4 protein-coding genes are annotated in these 4,296 nt (G+C 64.2%); 3 read left to right on the forward strand and 1 reads right to left on the reverse strand.

Annotated features, from left to right (window positions below):
* Positions 1-944, reverse strand: a 944-nt coding sequence (locus tag AC2VOG_RS02195; RefSeq protein WP_486938280.1) for a helix-turn-helix transcriptional regulator, incomplete at its 3' end; no start/stop codon positions are given.
* 172 nt (positions 945-1,116) lie between these two features.
* On the opposite strand from AC2VOG_RS02195, the gene AC2VOG_RS02200 reads away from it, so the two are divergent.
* From AC2VOG_RS02200 to AC2VOG_RS02210, 3 genes are read left to right on the forward strand one after another with little or no spacing between them, the layout of a single operon-like run.
* Positions 1,117-1,437 (forward strand): 2Fe-2S iron-sulfur cluster-binding protein, encoded by a 321-nt coding sequence (locus tag AC2VOG_RS02200; protein ID WP_486938277.1) that lies wholly within the window; start codon positions 1,117-1,119, stop codon positions 1,435-1,437.
* Between the two features lie 24 nt (positions 1,438-1,461).
* Positions 1,462-2,850, forward strand: coding sequence for a cytochrome P450 (locus AC2VOG_RS02205; protein WP_486938278.1), 1,389 nt, complete (start codon positions 1,462-1,464; stop codon positions 2,848-2,850).
* Positions 2,847-4,049: an NAD(P)/FAD-dependent oxidoreductase gene (locus AC2VOG_RS02210; RefSeq protein ID WP_486938279.1), complete on the forward strand. Its 1,203-nt coding sequence runs from the start codon at positions 2,847-2,849 to the stop codon at positions 4,047-4,049. Before AC2VOG_RS02205 ends, AC2VOG_RS02210 begins: the two co-directional genes overlap by 4 nt.
* Positions 4,050-4,296: the final 247 nt, after the last annotated feature.

Raw genomic sequence — 4,296 nt, forward strand, 5'->3', positions numbered from 1 at the left:
CTCGGACAGCGGCCGGTCCAGCGCTTGAAGGCGTGTGAGAAGTTGGTCAGATCGCCGTATCCGAGCTCCGTGGCGATTTGGCTCGCCGACATCGATCGGGTGAGTAACAGCAGCATGGCGGTCTCGCGCAAACATGACTCGCGCAGCTCGCGAAAGGTGGTTCCCTCTTCGGAAAGGCGCCGCTTGAGCGTGCTGGTGGATACCAGGAGTTCGTCGGCGACCCACTGGCTACTTCGCTGCCCGGGAGCCTTCTCCAAGAGTTGTCTCACCTTCGCCGAGAACGACGCAACGCCGCGCCGCTGGTCGAGATTGCGCTTCAGCTCGGCGACGGCGAGTCGATGCGCGAGGGGATCGGAGAACCGGCACGCCTGCTCGAGCGTGTCAGCGGGAACGTGCAAGTAGGACATCGGAGCGTCAAAGAACAGGCGCCCGGCTAGTCTCAGGTCGTCCTCGTGATCGGCCAGGGTGGCGGGCGCGGGCCAACTCATGTGGAGTGTGACGGTCGCCGGATCACCGACGAGCATGTCCAGCAGTCGCAGCAACGCCGACCCGGTGTAGACGACGGCCAGGCAGTCCAGTGCCGGATCGCGTGTGTGTCCGGTCAGCGCGGCAGTGAGACCATGATCGCTTGGATGGAACTGTGCACTGATAGCCGACGAGATCAACGGCAGATAGGTGAGTAGCTCCGCGACCTCGACCACCGAGCCCGCGCTGACCAGCGGAACACTCAACGGGCCGAAGGACGTCAACTGGGCCTGTCCGGCGAACGCGAACCCGAGCAGGGTTGCCTGTTCGGCGTCGAGGTCGGGGTAGACCTCACGAAACCACCGTAACGGGGCCTGGACATCACGCTGGATCAGCGTCGCCTCGTCGGTTCCCTCGCGAGCCATGATGTGGCGAAGCCGTGCGACAGCGTCTGGATCGAGTGCCCGGCTCTCCAGCATTTGCACGAACGCGACCGGGGGCACGCCTGCCCCGTCATTGAGGTGCACCGAACAGGCCCCCCTGAGCCGAATTCACAAGTTTCTGACTTCGGCCAACATAGCCGCGGAACGCGGAACCGGCCAGACTTTTTCGTGAGTTCGCGTACTGAGTCCAACGCATCAGGAGTTCGCTATGGCAGTTGTCACCTTTGTCTCCCACGACGGCGAGAAGCACGAGGCGCCCATCGAGGAAGGTAAGTCACTGATGCAGGTCGCGGTCAACAACGCGATCCCCGGCATCGACGGCGACTGTGGCGGCGAGGCTGCGTGCGGCACCTGCCACGTGGTCGTCGACCCGCAGTGGTCGGAGCAGGTGGGCCTGTCCGGCCCCGATGAAGAAGAGATGCTTTCGATGAACCCCGAGCGTCAGCCGACCTCGCGGCTGTCCTGCCAGATGCAGGTCTGCGAGGCGTGGGACGGCTTGATCGTCCAGACACCCGAATTCCAAATGTGATGACGAAAGATTAGGTAAGTCGTGTTGAATATTTCTGGGGCAATCACCGACAAAGTTCAGTCGACCATTCCGATCGAGCGCCAGATCCAAGGCGCACACCTCTACGACAAGGCGCGGCGATGGGTGACGCGGACGAACGGGCAGAAGATCTTCACTGAAACCCCCATCCCGCCGGTGGAGGACGTCAACCTGCTCGACATCGACATGAGCAACCCCTTCCTCTACCGCCAGGGACGCTGGCAGTCCTACTTCGAGCGTTTGCGCAACGAAGCTCCGGTGCACTTTCAGCCCAACAGTCCGTTCGGTCCGTTCTGGTCGGTCACTCGGCATGCCGACATCGTCGCCGTCGACAAGAACCACGAGGTGTTCTCAGCCGAGCCGTTCATCATCATTGGAACGCCGCCTCGGTTCTTGGATCTGGCGATGTTCATCGCGATGGATCCGCCAGAGCACGACAGGCAGCGGGCCGCCGTCCAAGGGGTGGTGGCGCCGAAGAACCTGCGTGAGATGGAGGGTCTGATCCGATCGCGCGTCCAGGAGGTACTGGACAACCTGCCTGTAGATCAGCCGTTCGACTGGGTGCATACCGTCTCGGTGGAGTTGACCGCGCGGATGCTCGCGACCCTCCTGGACTTCCCGTACGAGCAGCGCCGCAAGCTCGTCTACTGGTCGGATCTCGCGACCGCGCTGGAGCAAGCCAACGGCGGTCCCTCGGACAACGACGAGGTATTCGACGCCATGCGCGAGATGGCGCGAAGTTTCACCGCACTCTGGCACGACAAGGCGGCCCGGACAGCTGCCGGGGAGGAACCCGGCTTCGATCTGGTCACCATGTTGCAGAGCAACGAGAGCACCAAAGATCTGATCAACCGTCCGATGGAATTCTTGGGCAACCTGGTGTTGCTGATCGTCGGGGGAAACGACACGACGCGGAACTCGATGAGCGGCGGTGTTCTTGCGTTGAACCGGTTCCCGGACCAGTTCGAGAAGCTGACGGCCAACCCTGAGCTGATCCCCAACATGGTCTCGGAGATCATCCGGTGGCAAACCCCGCTGGCCTACATGCGCCGGATCGCCAAGGCCGACACCGTATTGAACGGCCAGTTCATCCGCAAGGGCGACAAGGTGGTGATGTGGTACGCATCGGGCAACCGCGACGAGCGCGTGTTCGAACGGCCCGACGACTTGATCATCGACCGGACCAACGCCCGCAACCACATCTCCTTCGGCTTCGGCGTCCACCGCTGCATGGGTAACCGGCTGGCCGAATTGCAGCTGCGGATTCTCTGGGAGGAGTTGCTTCCTCGCTTCGACAAGATAGAGGTCGTCGGTGAACCGGAGTACGTGCAGTCCAACTTCGTGCGGGGCATCAGCAAGATGATGGTCCGTCTCACCCCGAAATCCGACACGTGACATCGCAGCGGGCCCTCATCGTCGGGGCCAGCCATGCCGGCGCCCAACTCTCGGCCAGCCTGCGCCAGGAAGGGTGGATCGGCGAGGTCGTCCTGATCGGCGAGGAGTCCGCGCTGCCCTACCAACGCCCGCCGCTGTCGAAGGCCTACCTGGCCGGCAAATGCGCATCCGCTGACCTCGCGATCCGCAGCGCCGACTTCTACGCCAAGCAGCGAATCCAACTCCTCGATGCGACGGTGACGGCGATCGACCGGTCGGCTGGTCACGTGGTTTTGGGCAACGGAGACACGCTGCCCTACGACAAGCTCGCGCTGTGCACTGGCGCCGGCGCTCGCCGACTCGCCACCCCGGGAACCGACCTGGCTGGCGTGTATTACCTGCGCACTGCCGCGGATGTCGAGATGATCCGAGCGGCCACCACCCCCGGGCGGCGGGCGGTGATCGTCGGCGGCGGCTACATCGGATTGGAGACGGCCGCCTCGTTGCGCGCATTGGGTCTGGAGGTCACCGTCCTCGAGGCGACCGAGCGGGTCCTCGAACGGGTCACCGCCCCCGAGGTGTCGGCGTTCTTCGACCGGGTCCACCGGGAGCAGGGCGTCAACATCCGGACAGGCGCGCTGGTCGAGGCGCTGTCCGGCGACGGCAGGGTCCGCGAAGTAATCCTGGCCGGCGGCGAAGCAATTCCCGCCGACCTCGTCATCGTCGGGATCGGCGTTGAGCCCAATACCGAGCTTGCCGCCGCCGCAGGTCTGGCCGTCGACAACGGCGTCGTGATCGACGACCAGGCCCAGACCAGCGACCCCGACATCGTGGCCGCCGGGGACTGCACCAGCCACCACATGGCCCGTTACGGCCGCCGCATACGTCTGGAGTCCGTGCCGAGCGCGGGCGAGCAGGCCAAAGTCGCCGCCGCGACCGTCTGCGGGAAGCCCAAGAAGATCACGGCGCTTCCATGGTTCTGGTCAGATCAATACGATCTCAAGCTCCAGATCGCCGGTCTCAACTCCGGGTACGACGAAGTCGTCCTCAGCGGCGACCCGCTCCGAGACCGCGATTTCACCTGCTTCTACCTGCGTGCCGGCGAGCTCATTGCCGCCGACTGCGTCAACCGCCCCCGCGACTTCATGTTCAGCAAGCGGGCCCTCACCCAGCAAGTCCCCATCGACCGGTCCGAACTGGTGCCTGCCGGCTCGGCGTGAGGGTTGACGCGCTGCTGCGCAGCGTTCCTTGATCGCGGTGTCCAGGCGGGTGTGCTTCACTTGATGCTATGGAAAGTGTTGCCGCGTTTGGCGTTTCAGGGCTGATGCTGGCCAGGCTCACTGCTCCGGCGCTGGCGGTCGCGCTTTCTCCGATACCGATTGTGGTGGCATTGCTGCTGCTCGTGCACAATGACCGCCCGCACTCGTCCAGCGTCGCCTACCTGCTGGGCAGATTGGCCTCGCTGGC

This window comes from Mycobacterium sp. TH-M11 (genome assembly GCF_057473725.1).

Coding starts and splice junctions, on each gene's coding strand:
- AC2VOG_RS02200 (WP_486938277.1), top strand. CDS start 1,117: ATGGCAGTTGTCACCTTTGTCTCCCACGACGGCGAGAAGCACGAGGCG.